General features: G+C 54.7%; 19 protein-coding genes and 1 pseudogene. 16 read left to right on the top strand and 4 right to left on the bottom strand.

Annotated features, from left to right (window positions below; translation table 11 throughout):
* The first annotated feature begins 381 nt into the window (after positions 1–381).
* The gene (locus DVA43_RS13025; protein WP_114315792.1) at positions 382–3,156 is read left to right on the top strand and encodes an autotransporter outer membrane beta-barrel domain-containing protein; all 2,775 of its coding nucleotides are present in this window, start codon (positions 382–384) and stop codon (positions 3,154–3,156) included.
* A gap of 67 nt (positions 3,157–3,223) precedes the next feature.
* Positions 3,224–3,850, top strand: a complete 627-nt coding sequence (locus tag DVA43_RS13020; RefSeq protein WP_103823999.1) for a helix-turn-helix domain-containing protein — start codon at positions 3,224–3,226, stop codon at positions 3,848–3,850.
* A gap of 2 nt (positions 3,851–3,852) precedes the next feature.
* On the opposite strand, the gene ampH is transcribed toward DVA43_RS13020, so the two are convergent.
* Complete coding sequence (gene ampH, locus DVA43_RS13015; protein WP_114315791.1) at positions 3,853–5,010, bottom strand: D-alanyl-D-alanine-carboxypeptidase/endopeptidase AmpH; 1,158 nt, start codon at positions 5,008–5,010, stop codon at positions 3,853–3,855.
* Between the two features lie 286 nt (positions 5,011–5,296).
* Between ampH and sbmA the strand changes: the two genes are divergently transcribed.
* The gene (sbmA, locus tag DVA43_RS13010) at positions 5,297–6,517 is read left to right on the top strand and encodes a peptide antibiotic transporter SbmA (protein ID WP_114315790.1); all 1,221 of its coding nucleotides are present in this window, start codon (positions 5,297–5,299) and stop codon (positions 6,515–6,517) included.
* A gap of 14 nt (positions 6,518–6,531) precedes the next feature.
* Positions 6,532–7,632: a DUF1615 domain-containing protein gene (locus DVA43_RS13005; RefSeq protein ID WP_114315789.1), complete on the top strand. Its 1,101-nt coding sequence runs from the start codon at positions 6,532–6,534 to the stop codon at positions 7,630–7,632.
* Here the strand turns inward: DVA43_RS13005 and DVA43_RS13000 are convergent.
* Positions 7,629–7,931: a DUF2755 family protein gene (locus tag DVA43_RS13000; protein ID WP_103824002.1), complete on the bottom strand. Its 303-nt coding sequence runs from the start codon at positions 7,929–7,931 to the stop codon at positions 7,629–7,631. The two genes, DVA43_RS13005 and DVA43_RS13000, sit on opposite strands and share 4 nt — an antisense overlap.
* Before the next feature lie 247 nt (positions 7,932–8,178).
* Between DVA43_RS13000 and DVA43_RS12995 the strand changes: the two genes are divergently transcribed.
* Positions 8,179–8,397: a DUF2754 domain-containing protein gene (locus tag DVA43_RS12995; RefSeq protein WP_039031465.1), complete on the top strand. Its 219-nt coding sequence runs from the start codon at positions 8,179–8,181 to the stop codon at positions 8,395–8,397.
* On the opposite strand, the gene ddlA is transcribed toward DVA43_RS12995, so the two are convergent.
* Positions 8,394–9,494, bottom strand: coding sequence for a D-alanine--D-alanine ligase (gene ddlA, locus DVA43_RS12990; protein WP_114315788.1), 1,101 nt, complete (start codon positions 9,492–9,494; stop codon positions 8,394–8,396). The two genes, DVA43_RS12995 and ddlA, sit on opposite strands and share 4 nt — an antisense overlap.
* A 106-nt stretch (positions 9,495–9,600) precedes the next feature.
* Between ddlA and DVA43_RS12985 the strand changes: the two genes are divergently transcribed.
* The 6 genes and pseudogenes from DVA43_RS12985 (at position 9,601) to adrA (ending at position 14,039) form a co-directional block, all read left to right on the top strand.
* A complete protein-coding gene (locus DVA43_RS12985) occupies positions 9,601–10,320 on the top strand; it encodes an extensin family protein (protein ID WP_114315787.1) in 720 nt (239 codons plus the stop codon).
* Positions 10,321–10,453: 133 nt separating this feature from the next.
* A complete protein-coding gene (locus DVA43_RS12980; protein WP_103824004.1) occupies positions 10,454–11,662 on the top strand; it encodes a multidrug efflux MFS transporter in 1,209 nt (402 codons plus the stop codon).
* A 240-nt stretch (positions 11,663–11,902) separates the two neighbouring features.
* On the top strand, positions 11,903–12,163 hold the full coding sequence (gene iraP / locus DVA43_RS12975) for an anti-adapter protein IraP (protein WP_103824005.1): 261 nt from the start codon (positions 11,903–11,905) through the stop codon (positions 12,161–12,163).
* A gap of 211 nt (positions 12,164–12,374) precedes the next feature.
* Positions 12,375–12,464 (top strand): annotated as a pseudogene (locus DVA43_RS25130) (hypothetical protein); the annotation flags it as partial.
* Positions 12,465–12,512: 48 nt separating this feature from the next.
* A complete protein-coding gene (gene psiF, locus DVA43_RS12965) occupies positions 12,513–12,833 on the top strand; it encodes a phosphate starvation-inducible protein PsiF (protein WP_103824006.1) in 321 nt (106 codons plus the stop codon).
* 105 nt (positions 12,834–12,938) lie between these two features.
* Complete coding sequence (adrA, locus tag DVA43_RS12960) at positions 12,939–14,039, top strand: diguanylate cyclase AdrA (protein ID WP_114317142.1); 1,101 nt, start codon at positions 12,939–12,941, stop codon at positions 14,037–14,039.
* A gap of 14 nt (positions 14,040–14,053) precedes the next feature.
* Here the strand turns inward: adrA and proC are convergent, their stop codons facing one another.
* Positions 14,054–14,863, bottom strand: coding sequence for a pyrroline-5-carboxylate reductase (gene proC, locus DVA43_RS12955; RefSeq protein ID WP_114315785.1), 810 nt, complete (start codon positions 14,861–14,863; stop codon positions 14,054–14,056).
* 149 nt (positions 14,864–15,012) lie between these two features.
* Here proC and DVA43_RS12950 point away from each other — a divergent pair, with 149 nt between their 5' ends.
* From DVA43_RS12950 to ppnP, 5 genes are all read left to right on the top strand, one after another.
* Positions 15,013–15,471 carry a YaiI/YqxD family protein gene (locus tag DVA43_RS12950; protein WP_103178438.1) on the top strand — a complete coding sequence of 153 codons (459 nt, stop codon included), beginning with the start codon at positions 15,013–15,015 and terminating at the stop codon, positions 15,469–15,471.
* Positions 15,472–15,743: 272 nt separating this feature from the next.
* A complete protein-coding gene (aroL, locus tag DVA43_RS12945) occupies positions 15,744–16,268 on the top strand; it encodes a shikimate kinase AroL (protein ID WP_103178439.1) in 525 nt (174 codons plus the stop codon).
* Positions 16,269–16,319: 51 nt separating this feature from the next.
* Entirely contained in the window at positions 16,320–16,511 is a 192-nt protein-coding gene (yaiA, locus tag DVA43_RS12940) for a protein YaiA (protein ID WP_103178440.1), read from the top strand.
* 226 nt (positions 16,512–16,737) lie between these two features.
* Positions 16,738–17,415, top strand: a complete 678-nt coding sequence (locus DVA43_RS12935) for an AroM family protein (protein ID WP_103178441.1) — start codon at positions 16,738–16,740, stop codon at positions 17,413–17,415.
* A 72-nt stretch (positions 17,416–17,487) separates the two neighbouring features.
* Entirely contained in the window at positions 17,488–17,772 is a 285-nt protein-coding gene (gene ppnP / locus DVA43_RS12930; protein WP_114315784.1) for a pyrimidine/purine nucleoside phosphorylase, read from the top strand.
* Positions 17,773–17,817: the final 45 nt, after the last annotated feature.

Here is a 17,817-nt window from a genome sequence, read left to right as displayed (position 1 = left end):
AGTTTACATTATAAAATCTCGCGATAATTACTGGAACCTGGATATAGGTATCCCTGGTAATATCCTAATCCTTCTCATTGTTTTTTATAATCGCTCTTATTATTTATATATTATATTTCTTATTCCCTTTTATTTAATAATTCCCGATGATCTTTCGCCTTGTGTTTCTTTTCTTTCGATTGAATTTAAGCTTCTGTTATTTATAGTTTTTATTATTATTTTTTATATTTTAAAAAGTGCCTGGCTTATATTGTCTGTTTTCGGACATAATTACTGCATTCATTGAACTATTTTCTTCAGGGACTGCATAATTCTCCTCGCAATATATTTGCACTGTATTTACGGACAAACTTGCTTACGTCCCTGAGGAGGGATGACCCAATGCAAACATGGAAAAAGAAATTTGTTGTATCTCAACTTGCATTAGCCTGCACGCTGGCTATCGCTTCTCAGGCCAATGCAAAAGATATTTCTGGTAGCACTTATAACACCTTTGGATATGATAATACGTCTACCTCCGCCTGGTATAACGGCTACACCGACTGGAATTACTCCAGTGCGACACATGACAACGATATCTATCCTGTCATTAACAAGTCGACAGTAAACGGCGTTATCTCAACGTATTACCTTGATGATGGTGCGGGCGGGCATGCCAATTCGCTGTCAATTTCCAACAGCACAGTCAACGGTATGATCACCTCCGGTTGCATGACCACCGAATGTGCTGGCGGTTTGAATGCAGATGGTACAACGCATAACCAGTACGATCGTTTTAGTCTGAATGTCGACAATTCAACCATCAATGATACCTACGAGCACTACGCGTATGACGTCGTTGAGGGTACCAACACAACCACCCGTTACTGGGATACTTACGCGCTGGGCAATGCCATTACCCTCGACGTAGAATCTGACATCGTTATTCAAAACAACTCCCGCGTGGCCGGTATCACCCTGACTCAGGGCTATCACCAGCTGGATAACACGCCGTATGATTCTGTGACCGGCATTGAAGACAACGGCCATGTCTTTACCAACACCCTGCAGGTTAAAGATTCGGTTGTCACCTCCGGCGCATACAGCGATCTGGGCACCAACGGTTTTTACGGTCAGTCGGCGAAACCAAGCGATTACGGCGAGAGCAACGCTACGGCTGCGGATGATGCAGCGCTGATCGTCAGTGCCAGCAGTGCAGATAACGCCATGCAGACTACGGCTAACTTCGATCACTCCACGCTGACCGGCGATGTGTTGTTCACCAGCACCTTCGACAACAACTTCTATCCAGATGGCGATCCGGCTACCGACACCACTGCTGACAACGTCTACAACCCGACCACTAACGGCTGGGATGGTACTGACAAACTGGATCTGACCCTTACCAACGGCAGCAAGTGGGTCGGCGCAGCCGTCTCCAGCGTCGAGGCGATTGGACCTTCTCAGATGTATGGTCTGGGCTACAGCAGCGTTGACTGGCGTAGCCTGGAGCCAAACAGCATCTGGCCTGGCTCCACCTTCAACAGCAATGGCCATCTGGTGGGCAATCAGGTTTATCAGAGCGGTCTGTTCAACGTCGCACTGGATAACGGTTCCGAATGGGATACCCGTAAGCAATCCAACATTGACAAGCTGACCGTCAACAACCGTTCACAGGTCAATGTAGAAAACTCCGGCTTACTGGCTGACAGCATCACTCTGACCAACGCGTCGACCATGAACATCGGCGATTCCGGTGCTGTGGCAACCGACAGCCTGTATCTCGACAGCGCAAGCCGGACCACCCTGACTCAGGAAACCGCGGAGCTGTATGCCAACACCATTACCGTGGATAACCATGCTGAACTGGCGCTGGGTCTGGGCCAGGTCGACACTCATAAAATGGTGCTGACCGATGGCGGTGTGCTGAATGTTGCCAGCCGTGATTATGTGTTCAATTCCGATCTGAACAATGCTCGCTATATCACCAATGATATCCACCAGGCCGATTACGATTACGGGGTGATCGCCCTGAACTCTGACGGTCATCTGGCGGTGAACGGTGAAGTGTCCGGTAACTATAAAGTGCGTCTGGATGACGCAACCGGCGCGGGTTCTGTCGCTGACTACAAGAATAAGGAAATTATTCGCGTCTACGATAATAACGCCGATACGCAGGCCAGCTTCACCGCAGCCAATAAAGCGGATCTTGGTGCTTACACCTATCAGGCACAGCAGCAGGGCGATACCGTGGTGCTGCGTCAGGAGCGTCTGACTGATTACGCCAACATGGCGCTGAGCATTCCATCTGCCAACACCAACATCTGGCACCTGCAGCAGGATGCGCTCGCTAACCGTCTGACCAACAGCCGTCATGGCCTGGCAGACAACGGTGGCGCATGGGTGAACGTCTTCGGCGTTAATTTTGACGGCGATAACGGCACTATCCATTACGATCAGGACGTTAGCGGCATCATGGTGGGCCTCGATACCCATATTGATGGCAATAACGCTGACTGGATCTTCGGTGCGGCAGCAGGCTTTGCGAAAGGCGATATGAGCGACCGCAGCGGTCAGGTGGATCAGGACAGCCAGACTGCAATGCTCTATTCCGCCGCGCGCTTTGCTAACGATGTCTTCATCGATAGCTCTCTGAGCTACTCGCGCTTCAATAACGATCTCTCAGCGAACATGAGCAATGGTGAATATGTCGATGGCAATACCACGAATGACGCCTGGGGCTTTGGGCTGAAACTGGGTTACGACTGGAAACCGAACACTGCCGGTTACCTGACCCCATATGCAGCCATCTCCGGTCTGTTCCAGTCTGGGGATGACTACCGCCTGAGCAACGACCTGCGTGTGGGAAGCCAGTCTTACGACAGCATGCGTTATGAAGCCGGTATCGATGCAGGTTATACCTTCGGTTATGGCGGCGATCAGGCGCTGACGCCGTTCTTCAAACTGGCCTACGTTTATGACGATGCCGGTGAAGATGCCAAAGTTAACGGCGACAACATCGATAATGGTGTGAAAGGCTCTGCGGTACGTGTAGGCCTGGGAACCCAGTTCAGCTTCACCAAAAACTTCAGTGCATACACTGATGCTACCTATCTGGGTGGTGGTGATGTCGATCAAAACTGGGGCGCAAATCTGGGTGTGAAATACACCTGGTAATATGTCTGATACGGGGAGGCTTGCCTCCCCGTTGTTATAGCGTCAGTTAAGGATGACTTGAGATCTCATGAACCGTTATGCAAAACCCATTTCTGAGTTCTCCCGACTTGAACAGTGCCTGGTGGCGCACAGCACGCCATTTACGCTTCCTGCAATGCATCCTGTCTTTGAGGATTGCGATAAAGAAAATGAAAACGCAGTAGTGCTGCAGTCGGGCACGCTCAGTATCCACCGTCAGCAGGACGATCTGCTGATAGAGATTGTCACCGCACCTTATATTTTCGGGCTTAATGCTGGCATGATGGGCTGCAGCACCGAATACCTGCTGGTGGCACAATCCCCCTGTACTGGTTTCTGGCTACCCGCATCCGGGGCCCGTCATCTGATCCAGCAGGCCGGTTTATGGTCAGATGCCTTCTGCTGGCTCTCCTGGCACCACCGGGTAATGGAGATCCGCGACAAACAGCTGGTGGGCAACAATTCGTACAGTCAAATCCGTTCCACGTTGCTGGATATGGCCCAGTGGGATGAGACGCTGCGTATGCGGGTGGGCGTAATGAATTATATCCAGCGCCGCACACGTATTTCGCGTTCCGTGGTGGCAGAAGTGCTTGCAGCGTTACGCCAGGGAAACTACATCACCATGGACAGGGGCAAACTGGTCAGAATCAACCACTTGCCCGCTGAATATTAGCGTCAGGATGCCGGGATAACCCGCGGTTTATTCTCGCTCAGCTCCACCACCAGTTGGTTAACGCCGTCGCTCATGTTGACGAAACGCGTGAGCGGCGAGCGCGTCACCACCACAAATACCCCCACGTTAGATTGCGGGATCATCGCCATATAGGTGATAAATCCGCCGCCACCGCCGGTTTTCTGAATGATGCCAGGACGCCCATTTTTAGGCGCCATATAGACCCAGCCAAGACCCAGCGCGTCCGCGCGGCCTGGTACATCCATCCCGATCACCCGGCTTAACTGGCTGCGTTGATAGATCAGGGTCTGCATTCTGTCGGCCTGATTGCTGCGCGCGTAGAAATCAGAGGAGAGGAACTGCTGCATCCAGCGCATCATGTCGCCAGGGGTGGAGTAAACTCCGCCGCTACCGACCGCCGCCAGCGTGTTATTACACGGGCTGGCCCCTTTTTCCGCCACCATCAGGCGTTTGCATTGATCGGGAGAAGGGGTAAAGGTGGTATCTTTCATCCCCAGCGGGCGGGTAATTTGCTCTTCGAACAGCTGCGCATAGGGCTTGCCCGCGGCATTGCCGAGCGCATCGGCCAGCAGATCGAACGCCAGGTTCGAGTAGGCGGCCTGCGAGCCCGGGGACGATTTCAGGGTGGCCGTCGACAGCCAGTTCCAGCGCTGCTCGCGGGTTGGCCAGACGAAGACCGGACGATGGGCCGCGCCGCCAGGCTGTTCGCGTGGCAGGGCGCTGGTGTGGGTAGCCAGGTTGACGAGCGTAATCGGCGCGCCCTGATATGTCGGCACCCGGGCGCCCGGCGGCGCGTATTTACTTAACGGATCGTTGAGCTTGACCACGCCCTGATCGAGCAGTTTCACCAGCATCTCACTGGTCATTAACTTGGTCAGGGAGGCGATGCGCACCACAGAATCAAGCTGTGGATGGATATTATTGCCCGGGCGCGTTTCGCCAAAGCTGCGGAATACGCGCTGGTTGCCGTCAATCGCCACCAGAGCCATCCCCGTTGCGCCACTTCCGTAAAAAATATGATTCGCGTAGCGATCAACCACATCGGAGGCAAAAGCCGGGTCGGCGATCGGCTCGACAGCCTGCGCGCTGGTGAGGCTGGTCGTAAACAGCGCGGCGGAGAGGAACAGACAACGTTTCAACGAAAGTATCCATGAAGTGAATGAAAAAGTATGCGTATTTATACTACTAAACACCATAATGCAAAGGCCATAACAGCATAACGATAGCGTGAAAAACGTAACCGCGGGTAAATACGAACAATTTCGTTATTACCCATCTCCTGTTTTGTGACATTGCGCTTATGATACCTGCCAGGTTCATTGGCTTTTCCGCTCGGGTGGCGGTTGACGGCGAACTAATACAGGGCCCACAGGTCTGATAATCCGTCGTCCACAGCAGTAGCGATAACTACAAGAAGGAAGCGTTATGTTTAAGTCGTTTTTCCCAAAACCGGGACCCTTTTTTCTCTCGGCCTTTATTTGGGCTCTGATCGCTGTCATTTTCTGGCAGGCGGGTGGCGGGGCCTGGTTTGAGCGTCTGGTTGGCGCTACGGGTGATGTGCCGATCAGCGCGGCACGTTTCTGGTCACGCAGCTATCTGATTTTCTATGCCTATTATGCGTTCTGCGTCGGGGTGTTTGCCCTGTTCTGGTTTGTCTACTCGTCGCACCGCTGGCAGTACTGGTCGATTCTCGGCACCGCGCTGATTATTTTCGTCACCTGGTTTCTGGTGGAGGTGGGCGTGGCGGTCAACGCCTGGTATGCCCCGTTCTATGATCTGATCCAGACCGCCCTCAGCGCGCCGCACAAAGTCTCTATCAATCAGTTTTATCATGAAGTTGGCGTGTTCCTCGGTATCGCGCTTATCGCCGTTGTTATCGGTGTGATGAATAACTTCTTCGTCAGCCACTACGTCTTCCGCTGGCGTACCGCGATGAACGAACACTATATGGCCCACTGGCAGCAGCTGCGCCATATTGAAGGTGCAGCCCAGCGTGTGCAGGAAGACACCATGCGCTTTGCCTCCACGCTTGAGGATATGGGGGTCAGCTTTATCAACGCCATTATGACCCTGATCGCCTTCCTGCCGGTGCTGGTCACGCTGTCGGCGCACGTGCCGGACCTGCCGATTGTGGGTCATCTGCCCTATGGCCTGGTGATCGCCGCGATTGTCTGGTCGCTGATGGGCACTGGTCTGCTGGCGGTGGTGGGGATCAAACTGCCGGGGCTGGAGTTCAAAAACCAGCGCGTTGAGGCCGCCTACCGTAAAGAGCTGGTTTACGGCGAAGACGATGCCAGCCGCGCCTCGCCGCCGACGGTGCGTGAGCTGTTTGGCGCGGTACGCCGGAACTACTTCCGCCTCTATTTCCACTACATGTATTTCAACATTGCCCGCATTCTGTATCTGCAGGTAGATAACGTTTTCGGTTTGTTCCTGCTGTTCCCGTCGATTGTAGCCGGTACGATTACGCTGGGTCTGATGACACAAATTACTAACGTGTTTGGTCAGGTACGCGGGTCGTTCCAGTATCTGATCAGTTCATGGACCACGCTGGTAGAGCTGATGTCCATCTATAAACGTTTACGCAGTTTTGAACGTGAGCTGGATGGTCAGGATCTTCAGGAAGTTACCCATACGTTGAGCTGAAACAGGGAGTTGTTATGTCTTTTACCGTACCGCGCGCATTACCTTTTTCCCTGCTTGCCGCTCTGGTGCTGGCCGGGTGTGCTGAGCAAGGGGCTGCGCCGCTGAAAAAGGGCGAAAAGCCCGTCGACGTGGCAAGCGTGGTGCGGCAAAAAATGCCCGCCACGGTAAAAGACCGGGACCAGTGGGCCTCGGCGCTGGCGAAAACCTTTGAGAGCCAGAAGATTGCCCCTACCGAGGAGAACATCTGCTCGGTGCTGGCGGTGGCACAGCAGGAGTCGCTGTATCAGTCCGATCCGGCGGTGCCGGGGCTGAATAAAATCGCCTGGAAGGAGATTGACCGTCGCGCCGAAAAGCTGCACATCCCGGTGTTTCTGGTCCATACGGCACTGAAAATCAAATCGCCAAATGGCAAGAGCTACAGCGAGCGGCTGGATACGGTAAAAACCGAGAAGCAACTCAGCGCCATCTTCGATGACTTTATCAATATGGTGCCGATGGGACAGACGCTGTTTGGCTCTCTCAATCCGGTGCATACCGGTGGCCCGATGCAGGTCAGTATCGCCTTTGCCGAAAAGCATACCGACGGCTATCCGTGGAAAATCGAAAACACGGTTCGCCAGGAGGTCTTCTCCCTGCGCGGCGGACTCTGGTTTGGCACCTACCATCTGCTGAACTACCCCGCTAGCTATACGGTGCCGCTCTACCGCTTTGCTGACTTTAACGCGGGCTGGTATGCGAGCCGCAATGCGGCGTTCCAGAATGCCGTCAGCCGCGCCAGCGGGGTGAAGCTGGCCCTGGATGGCGATCTGATCGCCTATGGCAGCAGTAACGCAGGGAAAACAGAGCTGGCGGTGCGCAAGCTTTCAGGCAAGTTGGACCTGAGCGACAGTGAGATCCGTCGGCAGCTGGAGAAGGGCGACAGCTTTGCATTTGAGAAAACCGAGCTCTATCAGCAGGTATTTAAACTGGCGGAGCAGAAGAGCGGTAAGGCGCTACCGAGAGCGATGCTGCCGGGGATCCAGCTTGAGAGCCCGAAAATCACCCGCAATCTGACGACAGCCTGGTTTGCCCAGCGCGTTGACGATCGCCGGGCAAAATGCATGGCGCTCAACTAGCGATAACGGCGCCAGCGCACGTAGAGGGCAACGGCGCCCAACACCATGAGCCCGACAAGGAAGGGGATCAACCCGAAGACGGTGCTGACGCCGAGCCCAATCTCAACGCGCGGGCGACCGCTCTCTTCAACCTGCATCAGGTGCTCATAGACGCCGGGAGCATGCACAAGAATATTCAGCAGCTGTGAGCCAGCCCAGAAGCAGAACAGCACAAACAGCGCGTATGCAATATTTCCTGCCGTGGAGGTTTTTGGTTGCCTGGTGTTGAAGATGGGCTTTGACATCGTAAAATCTGCCATACATACCTCCGAGTGTTCTGACTGGCTATGTGCCTGTTGTACACGTCAAGTTTGACAGCTCATGACCATTGTCAATATCGGAATGATGGTAATTTAGCCCGGAGAATTCTCCTGGTTTGCCGAATTCTGCCGCGCATCACAGATTTTTTACTTAAGTGAAATCCTGCCCGCTTTTCAGATTTTCCGCATAGGCCGCAGACCTGGGGACAAATCTGTGCGAGGATAGATTTTTTCTTCTGGAGCGACCATGAAACTGCCTGCCAAAATTCGCCGTGACTGGCATTTCTACGCCTTTGCTATTGGGCTTATCTTTATTCTGAATGGGGTGGTGGGGCTGCTGGGCTTCGAAGCGAAGGGCTGGCAGACTTATGCGGTGGGGCTGGTGACCTGGGTTGTCAGCTTCTGGCTGGCGGGGTTTATTATTCGCCGTCGCCCGGAAGAGACGACGGCGAACGACGCGGATTAACCGTTTACTGAAATCTGCAGGGCGCTGTCAGCGGCATGTCGCTCCAGCGCCAGCTCAATCAGGCGGGTGATCAGATCCGGGTAGCTGAGGCCACTGGCCTGCCACAGTTTCGGGTACATGCTGATGTTGGTGAAGCCGGGCAGGGTGTTGATCTCATTGATCACCACGCTGTTGTCCGCCGTTAAGAAGACGTCGACGCGCGCCATACCGCGACAGCCCAGCGCCTGATAGGCTTCGATGGCAATTGCGCGGATCGCGTCGTTAACGTCAGCATCCAGCGCCGCGGGTACCACCACCTGCGCACCCTTGTCATCAATGTACTTGGTGTCGTAGGAATAGAAGTCGCTGTTCAGTACCACTTCGCCGCAGGTACTGGCCTGCGGAAAATCATTGCCCAGCACCGCGCACTCAATCTCACGCCCTTTAATTCCCTGCTCAACCACCACTTTATGATCGAAGGTGAACGCCAGACGTACCGCTTCGCTGAACTGCGCTTCGCTGTTCACCTTGCTCACACCCACGGAAGAGCCCTGGTTCGCCGGTTTGACAAACAGCGGCAGGCCAAAGCGGGCACTCAGATCGGCAAAGGTGTGTTGCTCGCGGTTGGCGCGGGTCAGGGTAACAAAGGGCGCCACGTTCAGGCCGGCGTCACGCAGCAGGCGTTTAGTGACATCTTTATCCATGCAGGCGGCGGAACCGAGGACATCGGAGCCGACGAACGGCAGGTTCGCCATGCGCAGCATCCCCTGCAGGGAGCCATCTTCACCCAGCGTGCCGTGGACAATCGGGAAAATGACATCGAGCTGTGAAAGCGACTGTCCGGTACCGGCATCGATAAGCTGGCCCTGCGTCACGCCCGGCACGGTGGCAACGCTGACCTCAGACGGATTCAGCGCAATATGCGCCGGATCGTCGGCGTTAAGCAGATAGCCCTGCTCGTCGTTAATGTGCCATTGACCCTGTTTATCAATGCCCAGCAGCACGACCTCAAAGCGGCTCTTATCAATCGCGTTAACGATATTTTTGGCCGATTGCAGCGACACTTCGTGCTCTGCTGATTTTCCCCCAAAGACAATACCTACCCGCAACTTCGCCATCACGTACACTCATCCACTCTGACTCAAAACCCCTACCATATCACGATGCCCGGCGGGATTCGCCGCCTTCTGCCATAATGTTTTGACACATTGCGAAGGGGGGTGAGTGAAAGGAAAAAGCCTGATTATCTGTCTAATCCTCATTGCTGCGGCTATTGCGGGCTACCGCTGGCTGCCGTCTTATTACAACCCGTTTGCACCGCTCACGCTTGACGATCCCCCCGGCACCCTGACTCAGTTTAAGCTCCGTCGCCTGACGCCTGAGCATTGTGATGTGCTGCTGGCGCAGGCCAATGCGCGTCAGCTGATCCGCACCCAGGCGGTGGCCGACAGTACGGGAGAGTGTCCGCTGAGTGATGTGGTGCGCGTGCGCAGTTTTGGCCCCGTCAGTCTTAGCAGCAGTTTTCTTGCCAGCTGCCCGCTGGCACTCAGCTCGGCGCTCTTCGTCAACCAGCAGGCCCGGCCCATCACCGAAACCATGATGGGCAGCGGTCTGTCGCGCATTGACCATTTCGGCAGCTTTGCCTGCCGCAATATCTATCACCGCGCCAACGCCCGGCGCAGCGAGCATGCCACCGCCGAGGCGCTGGATATCAGCGGCTTTACCCTGGAAAACGGTCAGCGAATTTCGGTTCTGCGCGGCTGGAAGAGTGCCTCCACCGAACCCTGGCTGCGTGCGCTACTGAGTGCCAGCTGCGGCTATTTTGGTAACGCCCTCGGCCCGGACTATAACGCCGCCCATGCTAACCACTTTCACTTAGGGATGCGGGGATTTGGCTACTGCCCGCAAAGCATAAATCACCAGCAAAAAGGCGAAAATATGTGACATGTTTCACAAATATGATGACTGGGAAGATAAAACCCCAAAGAGACGCGGGGCGCATCTCTGACAACGTCTGGTGAAAGGTAACTTGCTAATCTGATAACGAATTTACGTAATATGAAGACAGTGCTCGCCTATGGAATCGTGGAAGGTTAACCTTATTTCGGTCTGGTTTGGTTGTTTTTTCACCGGTCTTGCCATCAGCCAGATTTTGCCGTTTTTGCCGCTGTATGTCTCCCAGCTTGGCGTCTCGTCGCACGAAGCGTTGTCGATGTGGTCAGGGCTCACCTTCAGCGTCACCTTTCTGGTTTCGGCCATCGTCTCGCCCATGTGGGGCAGCCTTGCGGACCGCAAAGGGCGCAAGCTGATGCTGCTGCGCGCCTCGCTCGGCATGGCGATTGCGATCCTGCTCCAGGCCTTTGCCACCAACGTCTGGCAGCTGTTCCTGCTGCGCGCCCTGATGGGGCTGACCTCCGGCTATATTCCTAACGCGATGGCGCTGGTGGCATCCCAGGTGCCCCGGGATCGCAGCGGCTGGGCCATCAGTACCCTGTCGACAGCGCAAATCAGCGGCGTGATCGGCGGCCCGCTGATGGGCGGTTTTCTGGCAGACCATGTAGGTCTGCGCGCGGTGTTCCTGATCACGGCGGTCCTGCTGATGGTAAGTTTTCTGGTAACGCTGTTTCTGATTAAAGAGGGGGCTCGCCCCACCGTCAGCAAGGCGGAGCGGCTGAGCGGCAAGGCGGTATTTGCCTCGCTCCCTTATCCGGGGCTGATGATCAGCCTGTTCATCACCACCATGGTTATCCAGCTTTGCAACGGCTCGGTGGGGCCGATTCTCGCGCTCTTTATTCAGTCGATGGCACCCGAGAGCAATAACATCGCCTTCCTCAGCGGGATGATTGCTGCGGTGCCGGGCATCTCCGCATTGATGTCCGCCCCACGTCTGGGCAAGCTCGGGGACCGCATCGGCACCGGGCGCATTCTGATGGCGACGCTTATCGTGGCGGTGGTGCTCTTTTTCGCCATGTCCTTTGTCACCACTCCGTTGCAGTTGGGCGTGCTGCGCTTTTTACTCGGCTTTGCGGATGGCGCCATGCTGCCCGCCGTGCAGACCCTGCTGATTAAGTACTCCAGCGATCGGGTCACCGGGCGGATCTTCGGTTATAACCAGTCGTTTATGTATCTGGGGAATGTTGCCGGTCCGTTGATGGGTGCCGCGGTCTCGGCGATGGCTGGTTTCCGCTGGGTATTTGCCGCCACCGCCGTGGTGGTGCTAGTAAACATCCTGCAACTGGCGTGGGCAATGCGCCAGCGCCGCCTGCAGGAAGTCCGCCGCTCTTAATGTCGCTATATAATATATTATGATCTGGCCGCCATTATCATTTATGTGAAATGGCGGTTCTTGTTTTTAATTCAGGCTACACAGGAAAAGCAAAATTTAATTTAAGTCTCATTTTTCCCGGTCGTATGGAAACTAATTTATGAGCGGTGTGGGGTTTGCTTAAAAATAGTACTTTTACCCACTTTGCAAGTCTCAATCATAATGATAACGTCGGAAAAAACTTGATAAGGAAATAGCACTGTGAAAAATCTTATTGCAGAGTTGTTAGTTAAGCTGGCAGAAAAGGAAGAAGAGTCAAAAGAGCTGGTGGTTCAGGTTGAGGCGCTGGAAATAGTGGTTACCGCCCTGCTAAGGCAGATGGCGCAAAGCGATCAACAGGCGCTGATTGCAAGCGTTGAAGGCGCGCTGGATGAGGCGAGGCCAGATGCTCAGGTTCCGGCCGAGGACAGCGAGATGCTGCAGCAATACGTAAAAAAGCTGCTACGGCACCCGCGCAGTTGACCGGTTATTTGACCTGAGTTGTTGTCAAAGAACCGTCACCCCGGTTGCCTGTCATCGCTCTGTTTTATTTTTATCTATTCCGGCCTGGAAAAAATAAGTGAAACAGAGCGTACTTTATATTGCATGACTTCCCGCCTGCTGTTTATCCCCACAATCTATGCTGAAAATGGCACATCGACCGCGCTACAGGGATATCACCCAGCCACTGGTCCAACATATTATTCTGCTTATTAGCGACGGAATGGGCGACGCCGAAATAAACGCCGTGCGAAATTATCCCAAAGGTGCGGGTGGTTTTTTTAGCAGTACGAACCAGACTTAAGGAGATCATTCACAGAAGGAAAGTGCTATGAAAATCACACTACTGGCGACCCTGCTCCTTGGCCTGTTCTCACTTGCTCCGGCGGGGGCGCAAGATCAGCCGCTCACACCGCAACAGCAACGTATGACCACCTGTAATCAGCAGGCGACCGCCCAGGACCTGAAGGGCGACTCCCGTAAGACCTACATGAGCGATTGCCTGAAAAACGCCTCCTCTAAACCCAACGAAAAAAGCCTGACGCCGCAACAACAAAGGATGCGTGAATGCAACTCCCAGGCGACCCAACAATCCCTCAAAGGGGACGATCGGAGTAAGTTCATGAGCGCCTGCCTGAAGAAAACCGGCTAGTTCAAAAGGGTGAGCGTTCCGTTTGGCTCACCCGAAATATCATACTTAGCGCCAGATAAGCCTTTCTATAATTTGGGAAAATGCTTTTGAGTGTTCCCAATGACCATGAATGATGAAAACATTTACAACAAAGTCTATGCCCGGGAAGGAATAAATCTGGCGCTTTCGGCGGATGAGCATCATCGCTCAGGAATTCGTCTGGCCCGTCGTTTACGGCTCCCGCGTGCGGCGGGTCTGGCTTTTCTGTTTTTCCCTGTTGCCAGCGTGCTGACCACGCAATCGGTCAACGGCGTCTGGTGGCTTTTGCTGGTTGGCTGGGTCTTTGTCTGGCCCCATCTGGCCTGGCAACTGGCGATGCGTTCTGCCGATCCCTACCACAATGAGATGTTTAACCTCAAAGTCGATGCCATTATGGCCGGGGTGTGGATTGGGCTGATGGGCGTTAATGCCATGCCCACCGCGGCACTGGTTATGATGATGAGCATGAACCTGATGGGCGTGGGGGGGCTGAGGCTCTATGGCACAGGGGCATTGATGACCGCGCTGGCGGCGCTGGTTACCCTGCAACTGATGCACATTCCGGCAGGCTTCCTCAGCACCCCGCTTGAGATTTGGCTCGCGCTGCCAGGGATCATTGGTTATCCGATGCTGTTTGCCTGGGTCAGTTTCCGTACAACCAGCCGTCTGGTGGAACATAAGCGCCGTCTTGAGTTGATGAGTACCCTGGATGGGATGACAGGGGTATATAACCGCCGTCACTGGGAAGTGTTGCTGCGTACGGAATTTGAAAACTGTCGTCGTTATCACCGGAGCGCCACGATCCTGCTGATCGATATCGATCACTTCAAAGGCATTAATGACACCTGGGGCCATGATGTAGGCGATCAGGCGATTATCGCCGTGACCCGCCAGCTACAGTTGACGTTACGCGCCAGCGATATGATTGGCCGCTTTGGCGGCGATGAGTTCGCGGTGATCATGAGTGGGACGCCTGCGGAAAACGCCATTGCGGCGATGTCGCGGGTCCATGAACGGCTGGCGGAACTGCACCTGCCGGGTGCTCCGCAGGTAAAGCTCCGCATCAGCGTCGGTGTTGCGCCGCTCACGACGTCAATGGTGCATTATCAGGAATGGCTGAAAGCGGCGGATATTGCGCTCTATAAGGCAAAAAATGCCGGACGTAACCGTACCGAAGTGGCCGCCTGACGTCCGGCTGTCGATCAGGATTTGCTCAGCAGCTCTGACTTTTCCATGCACTTGTTCATGGCTTCAATGACCGCTGCCCGGAAACCGCGCTCCTCCAGCACCCGCACCGCTTCAATGGTTGTGCCGCCCGGAGAGCAGACCATATCTTTCAGCTCGCCCGGATGTTTGCCGGTTTCCAGCACCATTTTGGCAGAGCCCATTACCGCCTGCGCTGCAAATTTATAGGCCTGCGCGCGCGGCATCCCGCCCAGTACCGCGGCATCGGCCATCGCTTCGATAAACATAAACACGTAGGCGGGTGCTGAACCGCTGACGCCCACCACCGGGTGGATCATCGCCTCGGCAATCACTTCCGCTTCGCCGAAACAACGGAAAATATTGACGACATCGGCAACCTCTTCGGAGGTCACCAGCGCGTTAGGGGTGATGGAGGTCATGCCCGCTTTTACCAGCGACGGCGTGTTAGGCATGGCGCGGACGATTTTACGGTCATGGCCCAGCGCGCGCGCCAGCTGATCGAGGGTGATGCCTGCCGCGATAGAGACCACCAGCGTCTCTTTATTGAGGCTGGAGGTGATGTCGCTCAGGACTTTCACCATCATGTTCGGCTTCACCGCGCCGAAGACGATATCGGCCACCTGGGCCACTTCCTGGGCGCTTTGCGCGGCGTTGATCCCGTACTGGTCGTGCAGGGCAGCTACCTTGTCCGGTGATGGGGTATAGACCCAAATCTGGCCAGGCTGCACCTGACCGCTGGCAATCAGACCGCCGAGAATGGCTTTGCCCATATTACCGCAGCCGATAAAACCGATTTTCTTCTCCATCACGTCCCTCTCTTAGGCTTTGTTATGATTGTGGAACTTTAGCCTATCGCGGTTTTTTACGCAGCATTAAAGCGTCGGCACCATCTGCGACTTTGCCTGGGGCGAAAAGCAGGCGACAATAGCCGACTGTTCTATGCCGGAGAGAGAAGATGGCGATTTGGGTGGATGCCGATGCGTGTCCGAATGTGATTAAAGAGATCCTGTTTCGTGCTGCCGAGCGCGTACAGATGCCGCTGACGCTGGTGGCGAATCAGAACCTGCGCGTGCCGCCGTCCCGTTTTATCCGTTCCTTACGCGTACCGGCCGGCTTTGATGTGGCCGATAATGAGATCGTACGCCTGTGCAGCGCGGACGATCTGGTGATCACCGCCGATATTCCGCTGGCGGCGGAGGTGCTGGAGAAAGGGGCCGCAGCGCTCAATCCGCGCGGCGAGCGTTATTCGCCAGCCACTATCCGTGAAAAGCTGACGATGCGTGATTTTATGGACACGATGCGTGCCAGCGGCGTGCAGACCGGCGGGCCGGACAGCCTCTCCCAGCGCGACAGGCAGCAGTTCGCCGCTGAACTGGATAAATGGCTGTTGGAAGTGAAGCGCCGCCAGGGATAATCATCACTGCGTTAGTGGTTTTGGCCATTATTACCGCAATCCGGGGTTGTCAACGGCAGGTGGGTTCAGGTAAGGTGAGCGCACCGTTTAGTGCAATGATTTCTTTACAGAGTTTCCCCTTTTATCTCTGGGGTTGCCGGAAATGTCAGTTAAAAGTCACGCCTTCTGTAATAATTTTTTTACAGTAACGCGTGTACTAGCTTAATGGTATCATTGCACTCTTTTCGACTTCACGCACCGCATGCGCGCGGCATCAAAGGGAACACCTGGTCATGACCCAGCCTATTTTTTTAATTGGCCCCCGCGGCTGTGGCAAAACCACCGTCGGTCTTGAACTGGCTCGTCTGTGTCAGAGTGAATTTGTCGATACCGATCACTGGCTACAGACCCATGCCGGGCAAAGCATCGCCGAGATTGTTGAGCAGGAAGGGTGGGAGAGTTTTCGCGCCCGTGAAACAGCGACCCTCGAGGCGGTGACCGCAGGCTCCGGCATTATCGCCACCGGCGGCGGCATTATTTTGTCCGCTTACAACCGTCAGTTTATGCGTGAAAAGGGCCGGGTGATCTATCTTTGTGCCCCGGTTCCGGTGCTGGTCGGGCGTCTCGAAGCCTCTCCGGAAGAGGGACAGCGCCCAACCCTTACCGGCAAACCTATCAGCGAAGAGGTGAGCGCAGTGCTGGCAGAGCGTGACGCGCTCTATCGCGAGGCCGCTCACCACGTGGTGGATGCCTCCCTTCCCCCCGCGCAGGTGGTGCAAAATATCGTCGCTGCGCTTCATCTGGCATGCGCCAGCTAACTGATGTCTATACTGATAGTTCAGCCAACCTAATAAAATAAAGGATGAACTATGCCAACCAGACCTCCCTATCCGCGTGAAGCCCGTATTGTTGCCGTTGAGAAAGGCGCAACGGGCAAGACTGTCACCTGGTATCAGCTGCGTGCTGACCACCCTAAACCGGATTCACTGATCAGTGAGCATGAAACGGAGCAAGAAGCGAAGGACGCGAAAGTGCGTTACGAAGATCCCGACAAAGCCTGAATTAAATCCGAATACGCTCAAAACCGTACCGTAATCACACTATTTAAAAAGCGTAAACATTAAACGGAGGGTAATGTTCAAGATTAACAGACACATTCTGTCAGGCACGTGAATCTTTACATTCCAGCCGTTGAATCTGCTGCTACGCTTTTCAGCACTTTTTTCTGAACAGCGTAGTGTGCCTGTATCTGTGTCACGGTAGTGAGTGTATAGAAAGGCGAGAACGATGAAGGCGACATTGGCGATCCTCACGATTGGGGTAGTCCCGGTAAGCGAAGTACTACCGCTCTTAACGGAGCATATTTCTGCGCAACAAATTACGCATCACAGTTTGCTCGGTACGCTGAGCCGGGAAGAGGTCATGGAAGACTACGCCCCTGAACCGGGCGAGGCGCAGTTGCCTACCCTGCTCAGTGACGGCGAGCTGGGAAACGTCTCGTTGCCGAAGATCGCGTGCGCCCTGCAAGGCGTGATCGAAGTGCTCGATAACCAGGGCTATGAGGTGATCCTGCTGATGAGCACCGCGCCCATCACTGGCCTCGTCGCCCGTAATGCGATTTTGCTTGAGCCGACGCGGATCATCCCGCCGCTGGTTGGATCGATTGTCGATGGCCATCAGGTGGGGGTGATCGTGCCGATCCCTGAGCTGATGGAGAATCAGTCCCGCAAATGGCAGTGCCTGGTTAAGGCGCCGCTGCTCGCTGTAGCCAATCCTTTCTGGGACAGCGAAGAGAAACTGATCGACGCCGGGCGCGATCTGCTGGCCCGCGGCGCAGATGTCCTGATGCTTGATTGTCTTGGTTTTCATCAACATCACCGTGATTTACTGCAAAAACACCTGGACGTGCCGGTGCTGTTATCAAACGTGCTGGTGGCCCGGCTGGCCTCGGAATTGCTGGTCTGATGATTTTGCGTGACAGGTACGGAGTGTCACCCCTATATTGGATTGACAATCAACGACAATAAGGACCAGTCCATGCTTCAGACTAATGAATACTTTTCCGGTAAAGTGAAGTCCATCGGTTTTACCAGCAGCATTACTGGCCGCGCCAGTGTTGGCGTAATGGAAGAGGGGGAGTACGCCTTCGGTACCGCGCAGCATGAAGAGATGACCGTGGTGAGCGGCTCGCTCAAAGTGTTACTGCCGGGGGAAACGGAGTGGAAAGTCTATAACCCGGGCGATGTTTTCAACGTGCCAGGCCACAGCGAATTCCATCTGCAGGTTGCTGAACCTGCCTCTTATCTGTGTCGTTATCTGTAAAAAAAGAGCCGGGTTAACCCGGCTCCTGTTTTGGCATAAAGCCTG

Origin of the sequence: Leclercia sp. W6 (genome assembly GCF_003336345.1) — a bacterium.
GTDB lineage: Bacteria > Pseudomonadota > Gammaproteobacteria > Enterobacterales > Enterobacteriaceae > Enterobacter.
This window is presented reverse-complemented; position numbering and strand designations above follow the sequence as displayed.

Coding starts and splice junctions, on each gene's coding strand:
- sbmA (WP_114315790.1), top strand. CDS start 5,297: ATGTTTAAGTCGTTTTTCCCAAAACCGGGACCCTTTTTTCTCTCGGCC.
- yaiA (WP_103178440.1), top strand. CDS start 16,320: ATGCCAACCAGACCTCCCTATCCGCGTGAAGCCCGTATTGTTGCCGTT.
- DVA43_RS12935 (WP_103178441.1), top strand. CDS start 16,738: ATGAAGGCGACATTGGCGATCCTCACGATTGGGGTAGTCCCGGTAAGC.
- DVA43_RS13000 (WP_103824002.1), bottom strand. CDS start 7,931: ATGGCAGATTTTACGATGTCAAAGCCCATCTTCAACACCAGGCAACCA.
- DVA43_RS12950 (WP_103178438.1), top strand. CDS start 15,013: ATGGCGATTTGGGTGGATGCCGATGCGTGTCCGAATGTGATTAAAGAG.
- ddlA (WP_114315788.1), bottom strand. CDS start 9,494: ATGGCGAAGTTGCGGGTAGGTATTGTCTTTGGGGGAAAATCAGCAGAG.
- ppnP (WP_114315784.1), top strand. CDS start 17,488: ATGCTTCAGACTAATGAATACTTTTCCGGTAAAGTGAAGTCCATCGGT.
- adrA (WP_114317142.1), top strand. CDS start 12,939: ATGAATGATGAAAACATTTACAACAAAGTCTATGCCCGGGAAGGAATA.
- aroL (WP_103178439.1), top strand. CDS start 15,744: ATGACCCAGCCTATTTTTTTAATTGGCCCCCGCGGCTGTGGCAAAACC.
- DVA43_RS13005 (WP_114315789.1), top strand. CDS start 6,532: ATGTCTTTTACCGTACCGCGCGCATTACCTTTTTCCCTGCTTGCCGCT.
- proC (WP_114315785.1), bottom strand. CDS start 14,863: ATGGAGAAGAAAATCGGTTTTATCGGCTGCGGTAATATGGGCAAAGCC.
- psiF (WP_103824006.1), top strand. CDS start 12,513: ATGAAAATCACACTACTGGCGACCCTGCTCCTTGGCCTGTTCTCACTT.
- DVA43_RS12980 (WP_103824004.1), top strand. CDS start 10,454: ATGGAATCGTGGAAGGTTAACCTTATTTCGGTCTGGTTTGGTTGTTTT.
- DVA43_RS13020 (WP_103823999.1), top strand. CDS start 3,224: ATGAACCGTTATGCAAAACCCATTTCTGAGTTCTCCCGACTTGAACAG.
- DVA43_RS13025 (WP_114315792.1), top strand. CDS start 382: ATGCAAACATGGAAAAAGAAATTTGTTGTATCTCAACTTGCATTAGCC.
- DVA43_RS12995 (WP_039031465.1), top strand. CDS start 8,179: ATGAAACTGCCTGCCAAAATTCGCCGTGACTGGCATTTCTACGCCTTT.